The organism is Photobacterium sp. GB-72, from assembly GCF_003026095.1.
Lineage (GTDB): Bacteria > Pseudomonadota > Gammaproteobacteria > Enterobacterales > Vibrionaceae > Photobacterium.
The window spans coordinates 237896-255766 of sequence record NZ_PYNV01000004.1; the positions used below are offsets into that span (position 1 = coordinate 237896).

At 42.5% G+C, this 17871-nt stretch carries 15 protein-coding genes and 7 tRNA genes; 21 read left to right on the top strand and 1 reads right to left on the bottom strand.

Annotated features, from left to right (window positions below; all coding sequences use genetic code 11):
- The first annotated feature begins 324 nt into the window (after positions 1–324).
- The 8 genes from ftsB to rpoS all read left to right on the top strand — a co-directional run bounded on the left by ftsB (position 325) and on the right by rpoS (position 6256).
- Entirely contained in the window at positions 325–603 is a 279-nt protein-coding gene (ftsB, locus tag C9J40_RS07775) for a cell division protein FtsB (RefSeq protein ID WP_005371471.1), read from the top strand.
- Between the two features lie 35 nt (positions 604–638).
- Entirely contained in the window at positions 639–1343 is a 705-nt protein-coding gene (gene ispD, locus C9J40_RS07780; RefSeq protein ID WP_107246396.1) for a 2-C-methyl-D-erythritol 4-phosphate cytidylyltransferase, read from the top strand.
- 5 nt (positions 1344–1348) lie between these two features.
- Positions 1349–1825, top strand: a complete 477-nt coding sequence (ispF, locus tag C9J40_RS07785; protein WP_107246397.1) for a 2-C-methyl-D-erythritol 2,4-cyclodiphosphate synthase — start codon at positions 1349–1351, stop codon at positions 1823–1825.
- Positions 1826–1859: 34 nt separating this feature from the next.
- Positions 1860–2915 carry a tRNA pseudouridine(13) synthase TruD gene (truD, locus tag C9J40_RS07790; protein ID WP_107206651.1) on the top strand — a complete coding sequence of 352 codons (1056 nt, stop codon included), beginning with the start codon at positions 1860–1862 and terminating at the stop codon, positions 2913–2915.
- On the top strand, positions 2893–3642 hold the full coding sequence (surE, locus tag C9J40_RS07795; RefSeq protein WP_107206636.1) for a 5'/3'-nucleotidase SurE: 750 nt from the start codon (positions 2893–2895) through the stop codon (positions 3640–3642). The genes truD and surE overlap by 23 nt, the downstream gene beginning before the upstream one ends.
- A gap of 2 nt (positions 3643–3644) precedes the next feature.
- The gene (locus C9J40_RS07800) at positions 3645–4274 is read left to right on the top strand and encodes a protein-L-isoaspartate(D-aspartate) O-methyltransferase (RefSeq protein ID WP_005371478.1); all 630 of its coding nucleotides are present in this window, start codon (positions 3645–3647) and stop codon (positions 4272–4274) included.
- A gap of 21 nt (positions 4275–4295) precedes the next feature.
- Positions 4296–5159 carry a peptidoglycan DD-metalloendopeptidase family protein gene (locus C9J40_RS07805; RefSeq protein WP_107206637.1) on the top strand — a complete coding sequence of 288 codons (864 nt, stop codon included), beginning with the start codon at positions 4296–4298 and terminating at the stop codon, positions 5157–5159.
- Positions 5160–5242: 83 nt separating this feature from the next.
- Positions 5243–6256, top strand: a complete 1014-nt coding sequence (rpoS, locus tag C9J40_RS07810; protein WP_107246399.1) for an RNA polymerase sigma factor RpoS — start codon at positions 5243–5245, stop codon at positions 6254–6256.
- 117 nt (positions 6257–6373) lie between these two features.
- Here the strand turns inward: rpoS and mutS are convergent, their stop codons facing one another.
- Entirely contained in the window at positions 6374–8953 is a 2580-nt protein-coding gene (mutS, locus tag C9J40_RS07815) for a DNA mismatch repair protein MutS (RefSeq protein ID WP_107246400.1), read from the bottom strand.
- Between the two features lie 238 nt (positions 8954–9191).
- Between mutS and pncC the strand changes: the two genes are divergently transcribed.
- The 13 genes from pncC (at position 9192) to C9J40_RS07880 (ending at position 17868) form a co-directional block, all read left to right on the top strand.
- Positions 9192–9683, top strand: a complete 492-nt coding sequence (pncC, locus tag C9J40_RS07820) for a nicotinamide-nucleotide amidase (RefSeq protein ID WP_107206640.1) — start codon at positions 9192–9194, stop codon at positions 9681–9683.
- Between the two features lie 125 nt (positions 9684–9808).
- A complete protein-coding gene (gene recA, locus C9J40_RS07825) occupies positions 9809–10858 on the top strand; it encodes a recombinase RecA (RefSeq protein WP_107246402.1) in 1050 nt (349 codons plus the stop codon).
- Positions 10859–11043: 185 nt separating this feature from the next.
- The gene (gene kch / locus C9J40_RS07830) at positions 11044–12273 is read left to right on the top strand and encodes a voltage-gated potassium channel protein (protein WP_107206642.1); all 1230 of its coding nucleotides are present in this window, start codon (positions 11044–11046) and stop codon (positions 12271–12273) included.
- 289 nt (positions 12274–12562) lie between these two features.
- A complete protein-coding gene (gene alaS / locus C9J40_RS07835) occupies positions 12563–15187 on the top strand; it encodes an alanine--tRNA ligase (protein ID WP_107246403.1) in 2625 nt (874 codons plus the stop codon).
- Between the two features lie 16 nt (positions 15188–15203).
- Complete coding sequence (locus C9J40_RS07840; protein ID WP_107206644.1) at positions 15204–16388, top strand: aspartate kinase; 1185 nt, start codon at positions 15204–15206, stop codon at positions 16386–16388.
- Positions 16389–16474: 86 nt separating this feature from the next.
- Positions 16475–16672, top strand: coding sequence for a carbon storage regulator CsrA (gene csrA / locus C9J40_RS07845; RefSeq protein WP_005371488.1), 198 nt, complete (start codon positions 16475–16477; stop codon positions 16670–16672).
- Positions 16673–16920: 248 nt separating this feature from the next.
- Positions 16921–17012: transfer RNA gene (locus C9J40_RS07850), tRNA-Ser, on the top strand.
- A 54-nt stretch (positions 17013–17066) separates the two neighbouring features.
- Positions 17067–17143 (top strand) — tRNA-Arg (locus tag C9J40_RS07855).
- A gap of 48 nt (positions 17144–17191) precedes the next feature.
- Positions 17192–17283 (top strand) — tRNA-Ser (locus C9J40_RS07860).
- A gap of 62 nt (positions 17284–17345) precedes the next feature.
- Positions 17346–17422, top strand: a tRNA-Arg gene (locus C9J40_RS07865).
- Between the two features lie 48 nt (positions 17423–17470).
- Positions 17471–17562 (top strand) — tRNA-Ser (locus C9J40_RS07870).
- Positions 17563–17663: 101 nt separating this feature from the next.
- Positions 17664–17740: transfer RNA gene (locus C9J40_RS07875), tRNA-Arg, on the top strand.
- 51 nt (positions 17741–17791) lie between these two features.
- Positions 17792–17868: transfer RNA gene (locus C9J40_RS07880), tRNA-Arg, on the top strand.
- The last annotated feature ends 3 nt before the right edge of the window (positions 17869–17871 follow it).

The following is a 17871-nucleotide window of genomic DNA, read 5'->3' on the forward strand; positions in this document are numbered from 1 at the left end:
TGATTGAGTTTACTCAATTTGGTAAATAAAACCGCCTTGCAAGAGGCGGTTTTTTTATCGCTAAAATAAAAAACGCATCACTAAGCGGCATCAATATTTATGCAGGAATCAATGCTTATTTTGTATTGTTGTCATGAATGCTGTTTTTATTTTCAACAAAAAGAAGGGCTAAGTAAGGGAGATGTAAAGTCTCATGGCATAATAGTAGTCACCATTGACTGATTATGGGATTATTGCTGACTCGCAAAATGTATTCCAATTATTTAGGTTTATTCAATAATCGGAATGCAGCTTGCTGTTTAAAATTATGTCGCAGGGAGAAGTATGCGCCTGTTTATTATTGTATTATTGGTTCTTATCGCTTGGCTACAATATGATTTCTGGTATGGCAAAAACGGTATGAAAGAATTTACCGCTGTCACAGAGAGCGTAAGCTTACAACAAGCCGCTAATGCCGAATTACATCAGCGTAATCAGCAAATGTATGCGGAGATCAAAGATCTTCATGGCGGCAAAGAAGCTGTGGAAGAGCGTGCACGTACCGATCTTGGTTTGGTAAAACCAGGGGAAACATTTATTCGTGTTGTTAGTGATAGTAACTAATTACATATTTTAGTTAAGTGATGAGATAACCTTTCATGATCGATAAATGCATTGCTATTGTACCTGCTGCAGGGATTGGTAGCCGAATGGCCGCTGATCGTCCTAAGCAATATTTAACGATTGCTGGTAAAACTATTCTAGAACATTCGGTTGAGCGGTTATTAAGCTTGCCTGAAGTCCAACATGTTGTGGTTGCGGTGAGTAGGAACGATCCTTACTTTTCAACGTTACCATTAGCGAGCGATCCTCGCATCACTGTGGTTGATGGAGGTAATGAGCGTGTGGATTCGGTATTTTCAGGCTTAGCTGCAATCAATGATGATAACGCTTGGGTGATGGTACATGATGCCGCTCGCCCTTGTGTACGTATCGAAGATCTTCGTCAATTAATGGCTGCGGCTGAAACGTCTGAATATGGTGCAATCCTTGCCACGCCAGTACGCGATACCATGAAACGCAGTACTGTTAATTCAAATACACGAGCAGTGATTGATCACACCGTTGACCGTGAGCAACTATGGCATGCATTAACACCTCAAATGTTTCGTGCCGGTCAGCTACGTGATGCGTTAACGACCGCTTTAGCAAAAAAGGCGGTGATCACTGATGAAGCGTCTGCGCTTGAATTTTGTGGTTTTTCCCCCGTGTTGGTGAAAGGGCGTGCGGATAATCTAAAAGTAACCCAACCTGAAGATTTAGCTTTAGCTGAGTTCTACCTACGACAATTATTAAAGGAATAACCATAATGCGAATTGGTCATGGTTTTGATGTTCATAAATTTGGTGGTGAAGGCCCGGTAATTATTGGTGGGGTAGCGATCCCTTATGAGCAAGGTCTGATCGCTCATTCTGATGGTGATGTTGCACTACACGCGGTATGTGATGCATTACTTGGCGCAATAGGCGCAGGGGATATTGGTCGTCATTTTCCCGATACAGATGCGGAATGGGCTGGTGCTGATAGCCGATTTTTATTACGTGATGTCTACAGTAAAGTTAAAGCACAAGGTTACAGCCTTGGTAATGTAGACGTTACTATTATTGCACAAGCGCCAAAAATGGCGCCGTATATTGATGCGATGTGTCAAGCGATTGCAGACGATCTGGAAACAGATATCATCAATGTAAATGTTAAAGCAACGACCTCTGAACGTTTAGGTTTTACTGGACGTAAAGAAGGCATTGCTTGTGAAGCGGTTGTTTTAATTAAAAAGGTATCTTGAGCTTATGTCTCACTCCAACACTGCAGAAAATATAATGGATTGTTTTAATTGGCTACATGCAAAGCCAATCTGTCACGGACGTCTTAAAGCCAGTCCTCAGGACTTCATCGTTAATGAAGAACTTGGTTTTAAATTTAGCGGTACAGGCGAGCACCTGATGGTGAAAATTCGCAAAGTCGGTGAAAACACCAAATATGTAGTGAATGAGTTAGCTAAAGCATGTGGTGTTAAATCACGTGATGTTAGCTGGGCTGGGTTGAAAGATCGCCATGCAATCACTGAGCAATGGTTAAGCGTTCACTTACCGGGTAAAGCTGATCCTGATTTAAGCCAATTTGAAGCTGAACATCCAGGTGTCGAAATTCTTGAAGTGACACGCCATGATAAAAAATTACGCCCAGGTGATTTAGCGGGGAACTGGTTCCAATTACGCCTTACTGATCTAGATAACCTTGATGCATTAACTGAGCGTCTGGAAATGATCAAAGCACAAGGTGTTGCAAACTATTTTGGTGAGCAGCGTTTTGGTCATGGTGGTAATAACGTGGTTAAAGCACGTGCTTGGGGCAATGATGAATTCCGTGTACGTGATAAGAGTAAGCGAAGTTTTTACTTATCAGCAGCACGTTCTTGGATGTTTAACCAAGTATTATCAAAGCGAATTGAGCAAGGTTTAACCTCAACCATTATGGCAGGCGATTGCTTACAAATGGCAGGCGATGAGCGCACGTTTGTTGCTGATGTGGTAACTGATGGACTCCAACAGCAAGTCAATAGTGGCGAGGTAGCGATTACCGGTCCGTTGCTTGGTGATAATGCTCTGCCAACTCAAGCTGAAGCACAAGCATTTGAGTTAGCAATTGTTGAGCAAGAACCTGCTTTGGTTAAGCTTGTTCGAGATAACCGAATGCGTCATGATCGTCGCGCATTATTATTAATGCCTAATAATATGCAATGGCATTTTGAAGACAAAGATTTGATTGTTTCATTTGCTCTGCCTGCTGGTAGTTTTGCCACCTCGGTAGTGCGTGAGTTAATCATGCCACTTAACTCTGAGGTTGTGAATGATGAGAATATTGATCAGCAATGATGATGGCATTTTTGCCGAAGGCATCAATACACTTGCAAAAGAATTAAGCCAACTGGCCGATGTAATTGTGGTTGCACCCGATCGAAATCGATCGGGTGCTTCAAATTCATTGACCTTAGATTATCCACTGCGTATTCGACAAGAAGCTGAAAACCGTATTTCAGTACAAGGAACGCCAACTGATTGTGTGCATTTTGCACTGAATGAATGGTTGGATGAACGTCCCGATATTGTCGTTGCAGGGATCAATCATGGCGCTAATTTAGGTGATGACGTGCTGTATTCCGGTACTGTGGCAGCGGCAACAGAAGGGCACTTTCTAGGTGTTCCTGCTATTGCAGTATCACTTGTTGGTAATACACACTTTATAACGGCAGCAAAGGTTGTGAAACAAGTGATTGAACAGCTATCTAAGCAGCCATTACCCAGCAACAATATATTAAATATTAATGTTCCTGATGTGCCTTTTGAGCAACTTAAAGCTTGGCAAGTCACTCGTCTTGGGGCAAGACATCGTGCTGAAAATATGATCAAAGAGCATGACCCAAGAGGCCAACCACTATATTGGTTAGGCCCTCCTGGTCAATGCCAAGATGCTGGTATTGGTACTGACTTTTATGCGATAGAGCAAGGAGCGGTATCAATCACGCCTCTACAAGTCGATTTAACCGCGCATGATGCCATGGTTGGAATTGAGGGCTGGATGAAAAATGTGGAGATCCAGTAGTCATGCGGTATCAAAATCAAGTAGATAGCTTGATAACATTTTTAAACAATAAAGGGATAAGTAATCAACGTGTTCTCAATGCGATTGCAACAGTGCCTCGAGAGCGTTTTATTGATGAAGCTTTTTCCTATCAGGCATACGAAAACAATGCGTTACCCATAGGTAGCGGACAAACGATTTCTCAGCCTTATATTGTAGCAAGGATGACAGAGTTACTAGGGTTAACCTATCAATCCTCTGTATTAGAGATTGGTACTGGCTCTGGATATCAAACCGCCGTATTAGCACAGCTGGTTGAGCATGTTTATTCGGTTGAACGAATTAAAGCGTTGCAGTGGCAGGCCAAACGACGTTTCAAGCAGTTAGAGTTACATAATATATCAACCAAACATGGCGATGGCTGGCAAGGATGGGCAAGCAAAGGTCCCTTTGATGCGATTATCGTGACAGCTGCAGCAAGTGAGATCCCCCAGAGCTTACTTGCTCAACTTGTTGATGGTGGACGATTAATTTTACCTGTTGGTTGTCAACAGCAAGAATTGAAATTGATTGTTCGAAATGGCGAAGCATTTTGCGAAACCGTGATTGAACCCGTAAGATTTGTGCCTTTATTGGCTGGAGATTTGGCTTAAACCATGAATACAGAGTGTATGATGAAAAAAATAATTCAACCTTCCTTGTTAGCGGTGACGAGTATGATCCTGCTATCAGCTTGTAGTAGTCATACACCAGCACCGGTTGCCAATCTCAGCAAAGATTACTCACAATTAGAGCGTGGTAGTTTTAAAGGAAATTCATACACGGTAAAGAAAGGAGATACGTTATATTTTATTTCCTATGTTACGGGGCAAAATGTAAAAGATATTGTGAAAATCAATAATCTATCAGAGCCTTATATTATCTATCCAGGCCAGCGTTTAGTGCTCTCTAGTGGAAGTAATAGTTCATCATATAGTTCTTCAACGCCTCCTGTTGTGGTCAAGCCTCCTGTTGTAAATACCACTCCAACAACACCGAAAAAGCCAGTTGTTAAACAACCAGAGCAAAAAACAACCAATAAAACGGTTGCACAGCCAAAACCAAAAGAGTACTCTGAAAACTCAAAAGTTAACAAACCTGTAACAACTAAGCCAAGTACAAGTTCAGCAACATCTAAATGGGCTTGGCCTGTAAAAGGGAAAATTATTGCTGGTTTTTCTAATTCAGATAACGGCAATAGAGGTATTGATATTGCAGGTACGCGAGGAGAAGCTATTAAGGCGACTGCCGCAGGTCTTGTTGTATATGCTGGTGATGCGCTACCGGGTTACGGTAATTTAGTCATTATTAAGCATGGTGAAGACTACTTAAGTGCTTATGCACACAACGACAAAATTTTCGTAAAAGAACAACAACAAGTAAAAGCTGGGCAAAAGATAGCTTCCATGGGAAGCACTGGGGCTAGCAGTGTAAGGCTACACTTTGAAATTCGCTATAAGGGTAAATCCGTCGATCCGATGCGTTATTTACCGAAGTAAAAAGTGAAAGATCAATGATGCAGTAATAAGAGATGACATGATGAAGTTGTAATGTCTTGCTAACTCGCCATCTGGGAGGCGCTATGAGTAGAAGCAGCACAGCCACAAACCTTGATTCATTCACTTTAGACGAAGAACTGGATATTGATGTACCAGCACCTACGTCTGCTGATGATAGTTCTGAAACTACCTCAGCATCACCTGTAACCGATGATACAGATGATGCTGAACTTGCCAAATATGAGTCCACTCAAAAAGCACTGGATGCAACTCAACTCTATCTCGGTGAAATTGGCTATTCGCCCTTACTTACCGCAGAAGAAGAAGTATTGTATGCACGACGCGCATTAAGAGGCGATGAAGTCGCCCGTAAACGTATGATTGAAAGTAATCTTCGTTTAGTGGTTAAAATATCACGCCGTTATAGTAACCGAGGACTTGCGTTACTCGACTTAGTCGAAGAAGGTAATTTAGGCCTGATCCGCGCGGTTGAGAAGTTTGATCCCGAGCGTGGATTCCGTTTTTCTACCTATGCCACATGGTGGATCCGTCAAACGATTGAACGGGCTATCATGAATCAAACCCGTACTATTCGGCTGCCAATCCATGTCGTTAAAGAGCTCAATGTCTATTTACGTACAGCACGTGAATTAGCACAAAAGCTGGATCATGAGCCAACGGCAGAAGATATCGCTCAACAACTGGAAAAACCGGTTGATGATGTGAACCGTATGCTGCGCTTAAATGAGCGTGTGAGCTCGGTCGATAATCCGATCGGTGGGGATTCTGAAAAAGCACTGCTTGATATTATTCCTGATGAGAAAGGTGGCAGTCCTGAATCATCAACCCAAGACGATGATATAAAAAACTCTATTGTTCACTGGTTACAAGAACTCAACCCTAAACAACGTGAAGTGTTAGCGCGTCGATTTGGCCTATTAGGTTATGAGGCATCAACATTAGAAGATGTGGGACGAGAAATTGGTTTAACCCGTGAACGAGTACGTCAAATTCAAGTTGAAGGCTTACGACGTTTGCGTGATATGTTGACTCATCAAGGATTAAATATCGAATCACTATTTAATCAAGAAGTTTAGATTTAATATGGCTTTAACAATTATTTAAATCACTTTTTAAGAGCCAGTAATGAATTTAAAGTAATAAAAAAGGACGCTTCAGCGTCCTTTTTTGTATCTGATTTTAATGTTGTTTAATTAAAGCAGCGCCTTTAAACGATAGAGCTCATCAAGTGCTTGACGTGGTGTTAACTCATCAGGATTAACGTTTGCTAAAGCTTCTTCTACTTCACTCGGCTCTGGGATCAAACTTAATTGATGCTCTTCTTTAGGTGCGCCCGTTGTGATCTCGCTAGGTTGCAGAGCTTGTTGGTGACCTGATGCCTCCAATTGCTGTAGTTTGATCTTAGCGCGTTTAATCACCGTCTTAGGCACCCCAGCTAAGCTCGCTACCGCTAAACCATAAGACTTGCTTGCGGCACCTTCTTGTACAGCATGCATAAAGGCGATTTCATCACCATGCTCAACGGCATCAAGGTGAACGTTAGCTAGCCCTGTTAACAGTGATGGCAGCTCAGTTAATTCAAAGTAATGAGTCGCAAAGAGTGTCATGGCTGAAATTTTATCCGCGAGCCATTCCGCACTTGCCCATGCCAGCGATAAGCCGTCATAAGTACTGGTACCACGACCAATTTCATCCATTAAGACTAAACTTTGCTTGGTCGCATTGTGAAGAATATTAGCCGTCTCTGTCATTTCAACCATGAAAGTTGAGCGACCAGATGCTAAGTCATCAGATGCACCAATACGGGTAAAGATGCGATCTAATGGACCAATTTTTACCGCTTCAGCTGGGACAAAAGAGCCAACATGTGCCATTAACGCAATTAATGCGGTTTGGCGCATATAGGTTGATTTTCCCCCCATATTAGGACCCGTGATGATTAACATACGACGGTCTTGATGAAGCGAAATAGGGTTGGCAATGAACGGTTCACTTAGCACATGCTCAACGACAGGGTGACGACCTGCTGTGATTTCGATACCTGTTTCTGTCATTAATTCAGGACGACAGTAATTAAGGCTATCAGCACGTTCAGCAAGGTTGGTTAATACATCAAGCTCTGATAATGCACTTGCTGCATTTTGCAGTTGTTCAAGGTGAGGCAATAGCTTATCAAACAGCTCTTCCCATAACTTCTTCTCAAGAGCGAGTGCTTTTGATTTAGAATTTAAGACTTTATCTTCATGCTCTTTAAGCTCAGGGATGATGTAACGCTCTGCGTTTTTCAGTGTTTGGCGACGAACATAATGACTTGGTACTAAGTGACTTTGACCACGGCTTACTTGAATAAAGAAACCGTGTACTTGGTTGAAGCCCACTTTTAGGCTGTCGATGTCGTGACGTTCGCGTTCACTGGCTTCTAATTCTTCTAAGAATTTAGTTGCGCCATCTGCTAAATCACGCCACTCATCAAGTTCTGCGTTATAACCCGGTGCAAGAACGCCACCATCACGAATGATAACCGGTGGATTTTCAATAATGGCATGCTCAAGTAATTCACATAGCTCGTCCATCGGCGCTGCGTGAGTGGCTAAGTCGTTAATGCGTGTTTGGGGTATTTCCGCTAATAATTCAGCAAGTTCTGGTAGATATTGCATTGCTGTTCGCATGCGTGCTAAATCGCGAGGACGTGCTGAACGTAATGCAAGACGCGCAAGAATACGTTCTAAGTCACCCATGTGACGCAAGACGCCCGATACATCGACAAACATGCCGCTATTTTTAAATGCTTCAATGGCATCTAGGCGACCATTTAATTGTTTTTGATCGCGAATAGGTTGGTGCAGCCAGCGTTTTAATAAACGACTCCCCATCGGCGTTGCGGTTTGATCGAGGACGGCTGCTAGCGTGTTATCGTAGCCACCGGCAAGGTTTTGCGTTAACTCTAAATTGCGACGTGTCGCAGCATCTAAGATAACCGCATGATCTTTAGTATCTAAAGTGATCGCACGAATATGTGGTAATGCAGTACGTTGGGTGTCTTTGACATATTGCATTAAACAGCCAGCCGCACATAGCCCTAACTCCGCATTCTCAACCCCAAAGCCGATTAAATCACGGGTACCAAATTGCAGAGTTAGTTGCTGGCGCGCGGTATCTAATTCAAACTCCCAAATAGGGCGACGACGTTTTCCTTTAAACGGTTCTACTAAATGTAGGTAAGTAAAATCTTCAGGATAAAGTAGTTCAGCGGGGCTAGTACGTTGTAATTCAGCCTGCATTTCTTCTTCGCTGTTTGGCTCTGTGAGCATGAAGCGACCAGAGGTGATATCTAATGTTGCGTAGCCAAATTTATTATTTGCAGTATAAATAGCGGCAATTAAGTTATCACGTCGCTCATTGAGTAACGCTTCATCACTGACCGTACCTGGCGTGACGATACGTACGACTTTACGTTCTACTGGACCTTTACTGGTAGCCGGATCACCAATTTGCTCACAAATCGCAACAGATACACCTTGCTGAACCAATTTAGCTAAATAACCTTCAACCGCATGGTAAGGCACACCTGCCATCGGAATAGGCTCACCATTGGTTGAGCCACGTTTTGTTAGCGAAATATCAAGCAGTTGAGAGGCACGTTTCGCATCATCAAAAAACATTTCATAGAAATCACCCATGCGATAGAACAATAATATATCAGGGTTCTCAGCTTTGATTCTTAAGAACTGCTGCATCATAGGTGTATGTTTTTCTAAGCCTTTTATCGTCACGATATTGCCTACTCTTGCTTGAACGTGGTCATGCCGACATAACAGCATGACCCATGAATATTTGATCGCTAAGGATACGTGAATCTGGCTATAGGGCAAAGTAGCGAAATACGTTTTTTTAGATATTTGCATTAGCCTTAGATAGGGGTAAAGTCGAGAAAAGAAATTGTAATTCGTATTATGAAACGAAATATCGAGAGCATTTCACGTTGATAGCGCTAGCAAGGAGCAAATAAAAATGAATATAGAACAACTTGCGACAGATTTAGGTCAGGCATTAAAAAATAAAAATTGGGTTGCAACGACAGCGGAATCTTGTACTGGAGGTGGTGTTGCTTATGCGATCACTGAAATTGCGGGCAGCTCTGCTTGGTTTAATCGCTCGTTTGTTACCTATAGCAACGAAGCAAAGCAAGAAATGTTAAGTGTTTCTAGCGCGACGTTAGCAGAATTTGGTGCGGTAAGTGAAGCTGTGGTATTTGAAATGGCTTGTGGCGCATTAGCGGCTTCACGGGCAGATATCAGTGTGGCGATCAGTGGCATTGCTGGCCCTGATGGTGGCAGTGAAGAAAAACCTGTCGGTACTGTCTGGTTTTGTTGGGCTGATGTAACGGGTTGGCGACAAACAACGTGTTGCCACTTTGAAGGCGATCGAAAAAATATACGATTACAAGCGATTGCTAAGGCATTGTCTGTCATGCTTGAGCGAGCATCAAGTGTGGTGGAGTAGCACAAGGCTAATGCACATTTAACAAAAAAATTATGATCATCTATAGACACTGTATGAATAGACAGTATACTAGGCGGCATAGAAATACTTCACTCATTTCATTTTAGCATCCGTTGGAGAGTCGAATGGACGACAACAAACAAAAGGCTCTTGCCGCAGCGTTAGGCCAGATTGAGAAGCAGTTCGGTAAAGGTTCAATCATGAAGTTGGGCGATAACCGTACTATGGATATCGAAACCATTTCAACTGGTTCATTATCGTTAGATATTGCACTCGGTGCTGGTGGTTTACCGATGGGACGTATTGTAGAAATTTACGGTCCAGAATCATCTGGTAAAACAACTTTAACCCTTGAAACGATTGCAGCAGCTCAGCGTAAAGGAAAAACCTGTGCTTTCATCGATGCTGAACACGCACTTGATCCTATCTATGCGCAGAAGCTAGGTGTTGATATCGATCAGCTATTAGTTTCTCAGCCAGATACAGGTGAGCAAGCGCTTGAAATTTGTGATGCATTAGCTCGCTCTGGCGCGGTTGATTTAATCGTTGTTGACTCAGTGGCTGCTCTAACACCTAAAGCTGAAATCGAAGGTGAAATGGGCGACTCACACATGGGTCTACAAGCACGTATGCTTTCACAAGCGATGCGTAAGTTAACGGGCAACCTTAAGCAGTCAAACTGTATGTGTATCTTCATCAACCAAATCCGTATGAAGATTGGTGTGATGTTCGGTAACCCTGAAACGACTACTGGTGGTAATGCACTGAAGTTCTATGCTTCTGTTCGTCTTGATATCCGTCGTACTGGCGCAATCAAAGAAGGAGACGAAGTTGTTGGTAACGAAACACGTATTAAAGTAGTTAAAAACAAAATTGCAGCACCGTTTAAGCAAGCTGAAACTCAAATTCTTTATGGTCAAGGTTTCAACCGTAACGGCGAGCTCATTGATTTGGGTGTTAAGCATAAGTTAGTAGAAAAAGCGGGTGCTTGGTATAGTTACCAAGGTGATAAAATTGGTCAAGGTAAGGCAAACTCTTGTAAGTACTTGGTCGAAAACCCTGCAATTGCTGCAGAAATTGAGAAAAAATTACGTGACTTGCTACTAACACCTGTGACTGAGGGTGATCAAGTTGACGAGAAAAATAGTGATATTGAAGAAGACGAAGCATTCTAAATTACGTTAATTCGTATCAAGAAACCCAATCTTAGGATTGGGTTTTTTTATATCTGGTGTATTTTAGTTATAGAATGAAAATTAGATCCTCCTTAGTGTTGTATTTTGTTTTAATATAAATGAACGTTATTTTTTACTAAGCTATAACGGTAACTCATTGATATCGCTTAATAGGTATATAGAAAGTGAAAGACGGTTTTTCGTTATTACATTGGACAGGACGCATTTTTAAGCGTTTCGCGTTATGGCTCTATAGTATTAGGCATATTTTTGTCGCATTATTTGTATTGGTTAATAGCGGTTTAATTTTCCATACTATTTATGGTTTACCGATTGATTTGATCGCGATCTTTAATGTGAAAGATTATGAGCAAATTAACCATAGTTTTTTAACTAACGCGCCTTATTTCATGCTGGGTGTATTTATAGCTTTAAGCTCTATTGGACTCTTTTTTAGAGCTCGAATATCGTGGATGATCAGTTTCACTTTAATGATCATCGATACGCTTTATACCGCGCATATCCACCCTGATCAGACCTATAATATTCACTATGGCTTAATTTCTTTATTAATTTTATTTCTAGTTCGTCGCCATTTTTCAAGAAGCAGTGTTGCTGCGGGTAGTATTTTTGCGTTGATCAGCGTGATCACGTTAATGCTCACGTCAACCTATGGTGCGCTGTATTTTGGAGATGGTTTTGACCCTAAAATTACCTCATTATTGACCGCGTTTTATTACGCGATAGAAACTATGTCGACAGTGGGGTATGGTGATATTGTTCCCGTTTCGGAGCCTGCACGATTATTTACTATCTCAGTCATAGTGTCTGGTATCACGGTCTTTGCTACATCGGCGACATCAGTATTAGGTCCTGTTGTTCATAGTGGTTTTGAGCGACTTGTTAAAGGTAATACTAAAAAAATGAATAGAACTAATCATTTTATTATTTGTGGCTTATCTAGCCTTGCAATCAATACAATAAAGCAACTGTCTTCTCGTAAACAACCAATCACCGTGATCGTATCTCCTCGCACTCAACAAGCAGCGAAGGATTTACTTGAAGATTTAGATGTTGTAGTGGGGGATTACAGCGACGGTGAGATCTTAACTCAAGCCGGTGTTATGAATGCAAAAGCGGTGCTCGCATTAAGTGATGACGATGCTGATAATGCTTTTATTGTGCTGTCAGCGATTGAATTAGAAAGCAGTGCACGTACGGTTGCATTGGTAAATGACAGTAAAAATATTAATAAAGTGAAAAGTGTGAATCCTGATATTGTGATTTCACCGCAGCAATTTGCTAGTGATATTTTAGCGCGGGTGTTAAATGGTGAAAGTATTGATAGTGATTCGATCGTTTCTTCACTTCTTAACTCTGTTCAAGGCTTATCAGCAAAAGAGATCTCGAAATAGGTAGCCGAAAAGTGTTTATCTCATAAATTACGCGAACGTCTCATTCAATCCTGAGCTATCACCTACCAAATGCATTAAATAATCGGATTATTTAATGCATTTTCCCATATAACATTTTCAGTTATTGCTGCCGTTGTTTTACAATAGCCCCCAAAAAATTTATCTTAGTTCGATTACTCAGCTCGACCTTTTAACTAAAGTATGTTTTTCATACCCAAAAAGGCGAGGAGGAAGATCACATAAGTATGATTTTCTGTCTTTCAATAAAGCATTAATTCAGGATTTGCCAATGTACATGAGCACTGATGAGATCCGCCGTGCGTATCTTGCGTTTTTCGAGAGCAAAGGCCACCAAATAGTGGAAAGCTCCTCTCTTGTACCTGCGAACGACCCAACATTGTTGTTCACAAACGCGGGTATGAACCAATTTAAAGATGTTTTCTTAGGTTTAGAAAAGCGCAGCTACACGCGAGCGACAACGGCTCAGCGCTGTGTACGCGCAGGTGGTAAGCATAACGACCTTGAAAATGTAGGTTTTACAGCGCGTCATCATACATTCTTCGAAATGTTAGGTAACTTCAGCTTTGGCGATTACTTCAAGCATGATGCAATTGCATACGCTTGGGAATTTTTAACCTCTGTTCTTAAACTGCCAGCTGATCGTTTGGTTGTGACTGTGTATGAAACCGATGACGAAGCATTTGAAATCTGGAACAAAGAAATAGGTATTCCAGCTGATCGTATCGTGCGTATCGGTGATAAGAAAGGTGGCAAGCCTTTTGAGTCTGACAACTTCTGGCAGATGGGGGATACAGGTCCTTGTGGTCCATGTACAGAAATTTTCTACGATCACGGTGATCACATTTGGGGTGGACGTCCAGGTACACCAGAAGAAGATGGTGACCGTTTCATCGAGATCTGGAACAACGTATTTATGCAGTTCAACCGTCAAGCTGACGGTACAATGGAACCGCTACCTAAGCCTTCTGTTGATACCGGTATGGGTATTGAGCGTATTGCTGCAATTATGCAAGGCGTACACTCAAACTACGAAATCGACATTTTCCAAACGCTAATCAAAGAAGCGGCGAAAGTGATCGGCTTTGACGATCTGTCTAACCAATCACTACGCGTTGTGGCTGACCACATCCGTTCATGTGCTTACTTGATCTCTGATGGTGTTATGCCGTCAAACGAAGGTCGTGGTTACGTACTTCGTCGTATTATCCGTCGCGCAGTGCGTCACGGTAACAAGCTAGGCGCACAAGGTGCATTCTTCTACAAGCTTGTAGGTCCACTTGCTGAGAGCATGGGTACCGCTGGTGAAGAGCTAAAAGCACAGCAAGAACTAGTAGAAAAAGTTCTTAAGATTGAAGAAGACAACTTTGGTCGTACTCTTGACCGAGGTTTGACAATTCTTAACGAAGCACTAGATAACTTAGACGGTAAAGTGCTTGATGGTGAAACAGTATTTAAACTATACGATACGTACGGTTTCCCTGCTGATTTAACCAACGATGTTGCTCGTGAGCGTGGCTTCACTATTGATGAAGACGGTTTTGAAGCGGCAATGGAAGAACAACGTCAACGTGCTCGTGATGCGGGTAACTTTGGTGTTGATTACAACACAGCAATCAAAGTTGATGCTGAAACAGAATTCTGTGGTTACAGCGCAACAGACGGTGAAGGTGAAATTGTTGCCCTATACCGTGATGGTGTTGCTGTTGATAGCGTAAATGCAGGTGAAGAGGCGCTAGTCGTACTCACGAATACACCATTCTATGCAGAGTCAGGTGGTCAGTGTGGTGATAGCGGTATTCTTACTGCTGAAGGTGTACTGTTCAACGTTGCTGATACGCAAAAGTTTGGTGCAGCAATTGGTCATAAAGGTCAAGTTGCTGAAGGTACACTAACTGTTGGTCAAAAACTAACAGCGTCTGTAGATTCAACGCGCCGTGCAGCAATCAGCCTAAACCACTCAGCAACACACCTAATGCACGCAGCACTGCGTAACATTTTAGGTGAGCACGTAGCTCAGAAAGGTTCATTAGTCAAAGCTGATGGTCTACGTTTCGATTTCTCTAATCTAGAAGCCGTTAAACCAGAACAACTACGCGCTGTAGAAACCATGGTTAACGACCAAATCCGTGCTAACCATGCGATTGAAACCAATATTATGGACATCGAAGCGGCGAAAGCGAAAGGTGCAATGGCACTATTTGGCGAGAAATACGATGATGAAGTACGCGTACTAAGCATGGGTGAGTTTTCAACTGAGCTTTGTGGTGGTATTCACGCAACTCGCACTGGTGACATTGGTCTATTTAAGATCCTATCTGAAAGCGGTATCGCGGCTGGTATTCGTCGTATCGAAGCGGTAACAGGCGCTGCGGCAATTGAAGCGATGCATAACGAAGATGTAATGCTAGCTAAGACTGCTCGTCTAGTGAAATCTGATTCAGCATCAGTTGTAAGCAAAGTGGAAGCATTAGTTTCGCACAGCAAGCAACTTGAAAAAGAGATCCAACAATTAAAAGATAAGTTAGCGGCACAAGAAGGCGCAACACTTATCAATCAAACACAAGAGATTAATGGCGTTAAAGTTTTAATCGCAAAACTTAATGGCGCAGATAATAAAGCACTTCGTGGCATGGTTGATGAACTTAAAAATCAGCTAGGCAGTGGTGTTGTTCTACTTGGTAATGTAAGCGACGACAAAGTAGGCTTAATTGCAGGTGTAACAAAAGATCTTATTGGCAAAGTTAAAGCGGGTGAACTCGTTAACTTAGTTGCTCAACAAGTTGGCGGCAAGGGCGGTGGTCGTCCTGATATGGCGCAAGCTGGTGGTACAGATGCTGCAGCATTACCTGCAGCACTAGAAACCGTTGCACCATGGCTAGCTGATAAACTGTAATTACTGGAGAGGTAATGTGGCACTATTAGTGCAGAAATTTGGTGGAACATCGGTTGGCTCAATAGAGCGAATTGAAGCGGTGGCTGAGCGTGTGATAAAAGCACGCCAGTCTGGCCACCAAGTTGTCGTTGTTCTTTCTGCGATGGCTGGAGAGACCAATCGTTTATTAGGTCTAGCCAAGCAAATAGACGAAATACCAACACCGCGTGAGCTAGATGTATTGCTTGCAGCGGGAGAGCAGGTGTCAATTGCCTTGTTAGCCATGGCATTGAATAAACGTGGCTACAGTGCGGTATCGTTGATCGCTGATCAGGTTGTTATTCGAACAGATAATGCATTTAATAATGCCACTATTCGTGAAGTTGAAACGCAGCGAATAACCGCATTACTTGGCGACGATAACATTGTTATTGTCGCTGGCTTTCAAGGTCGTGATATTGATGGCAATATTACGACATTGGGGCGCGGTGGTTCTGATACCACCGCAGTAGCGATTGCAAGTGCGTTAGATGCAGACGAATGTCAGATCTTTACTGATGTTGATGGCGTTTATTCTACCGATCCAAGAATTGTTCCTACAGCAATACGACTCGATGTCATTCATTTTGACTACATGACGTCAATGGCTCGTTTGGGTGCGAAAGTACTACAGCTACAATCTGTTGAGTATGCTTGCCAGCATCGCGTTCCACTTCGTGTACTTTCTTCTTTTGATGATAGTGAAGGGACGCTAGTAAATTTTGATAGTATGGTTTCATCAACTATTATTGGTATCGCGTTACAAAATCAACATGCGTTGCTTGAAATAGCGCTTCCAGAAACTGAGATCAGCAAACATTTAGCATTATTTGGTGGAACTGCGTGGATTATTGCTCATGCAAGTGATGAGAATAAATCACAAATAGTTGTTGTAAATGATGATATTGCACGCTTGAAGCTAGTTTTTGATAGTAAAATGCGCCATATTGGTATGGTCTCCATTCTTTCCTTAGTAGGAGATAACACGGAACACTATTTGGATTCAGTTCAAAAGGTGTTAAAGGAGGCTAACATTAAAGTGCATACTTACCAGAGTGACAAACAATGTTTATCTTTGTTAATTAATGATGATGATCATGTCGCTGCTGTAGATTTAATCCATAAAAGGTTTGTGGTTGACGGCCAAAGTCTGGATAATCAATCATATCTCGCTGTTTCTTGAGCAGTGGCTATTTACGAAGTCGTAAATAATATTGGATAGTAAACGTTAAATTCTTATAAGATTGAGATGACTCAAGGAGCACATAAATGTTAATTTTGACACGTCGCGTAGGTGAAACCCTAATGATCGGTGATGAAGTGACCGTAACTGTTTTAGGTGTTAAAGGTAACCAAGTACGTATTGGTGTTAATGCACCTAAAGAAGTATCTGTTCACCGCGAAGAAATTTACATGCGAATTCAAGCGGAAAAAGAAACAGACTCTCAGGGTTCTGGTAACTATTAATTTGAAGAAGGTCTGGTATAAAACTAGGCCTTTTTTGTATTTGTAATAAATGAATGCGTTTAAATATTTATTTAATCGCGAGTAATTACAGGCCCCATTAAGTTAAAAGTAAGTGAATAATTCAACGCTTACGTTGTATTAATTACCTCATTGATTATTAAGTACGCATGCGGTTCGTGATTGTCATTTTTTATCAATAAAGTGATTGACTTATTTTTGGCTGACAGTAATATGAGCCCCCGAAAGACGGTGAGGTGGCCGAGAGGCTGAAGGCGCTCCCCTGCTAAGGGAGTATACGGTTTATCCCGTATCGAGGGTTCGAATCCCTCCTTCACCGCCATTTTTCAACTTGTTTTATTTTGATAAGATAAGTTAGCCATATAAGGCATTTAGTGCGCGCGTAGCTCAGCTGGATAGAGTACCTGGCTACGAACCAGGCGGTCGGAGGTTCGAATCCTCCCGCGCGCACCATTATTTAGAGTGATGAGTGGTAAACTTGTTATTCGCACCGATTTGTGTGGTGAGGTGGCCGAGAGGCTGAAGGCGCTCCCCTGCTAAGGGAGTATACGGTTTATCCCGTATCGAGGGTTCGAATCCCTCCTTCACCGCCATTATTATTGATGGCAACCTTGTTGATATCAATATGGTGTTTCTTTAGCGAGAAGCACCCAGTGCGCGCGTAGCTCAGCTGGATAGAGTACCTGGCTACGAACCAGGCGGTCGGAGGTTCGAATCCTCCCGCGCGCACCATTATTTAGGATGATGAGTGGTAAACTTGTTATTCACACCGATTTGTGTGGTGAGGTGGCCGAGAGGCTGAAGGCGCTCCCCTGCTAAGGGAGTATACGGTTTATCCCGTATCGAGGGTTCGAATCCCTCCTTCACCGCCATTTATTTTGCTTTCGTCAACGATTATCGCAAGGTAAGGTTTGTCGACTGCACTATTTCCTTTTATAGCTCAAAGGAATATCTTTCTCTAAGAAAGAACAGTGCGCGCGTAGCTCAGCTGGATAGAGTACCTGGCTACGAACCAGGCGGTCGGAGGTTCGAATCCTCCCGCGCGCACCATTACTTAAAAGTGATAAGCCTCAATGCTTGTTGCTGTTACACCGATTTAGTGCGCGCGTAGCTCAGCTGGATAGAGTACCTGGCTACGAACCAGGCGGTCGGAGGTTCGAATCCTCCCGCGCGCACCATTA